The organism is Caballeronia sp. NCF2, from assembly GCF_023631205.1.
GTDB classification, from domain to species: Bacteria; Pseudomonadota; Gammaproteobacteria; order Burkholderiales; family Burkholderiaceae; genus Caballeronia; species Caballeronia zhejiangensis.
The window spans coordinates 1-562 of sequence record NZ_JALQDN010000125.1 but is presented as its reverse complement, the minus strand read 5'-3'; the positions used below and the strand labels follow the sequence as shown (position 1 = coordinate 562).

The following is a 562-nucleotide window of genomic DNA, read 5'->3' as shown; positions in this document are numbered from 1 at the left end:
GGCAGTTCGCGGCCTGGCTGGGTTTGACGCCACGCCAGCACTCCTCAGGCGGCAAGGATCGTCTGTTCGGTATCACCAAGCGCGGGAACGGCTACCTGCGAGTGCTGCTGGTACACGGTGCGAGATCCGTGGTACAGCAGGCGATAAAGCATACGGATACGCTGTCTCGATGGATACTTGAGGTGCAGGCGAGACGGGGAACGAACATCGCGGTCGTAGCGCTTGCCAACAAGATTGCCAGGACGATCTGGGTATTGCTCGCACGCGGTGTGGAGTACGTATCGCCGGTATGAGCGGAGCGTCGGTCGGATAGTAGCAGTGATTTACCCTCTTCACTGGTTGCACAAGTAATCTGATTCAATGGCTAACAGGTCGGACCGTCGGTGACAAAACCTGCGCAGTCTTAGGGCTCTCGAAGCCGTGGATATAAGTAGGAGTCGCCGGGCGAAATCCATTGGGGCCGGGCACACGCGTGCCACAGAAAGGCCGAATGTATATATGCAATCCAGCACCTGCTCGCCGTAGAACAGATTGTTTGGCAAACGGGACGAGGCCATGTATA

At 57.1% G+C, this 562-nt stretch carries 1 protein-coding gene; it reads left to right on the top strand.

Annotation, left to right across the window (positions count from 1 at the left end):
* Positions 1-293 (top strand): transposase (locus NCS02_RS36185; protein WP_250523712.1); only part of this gene is annotated, 293 nt, incomplete at its 5' end.
* Positions 294-562 lie beyond the last annotated feature (269 nt).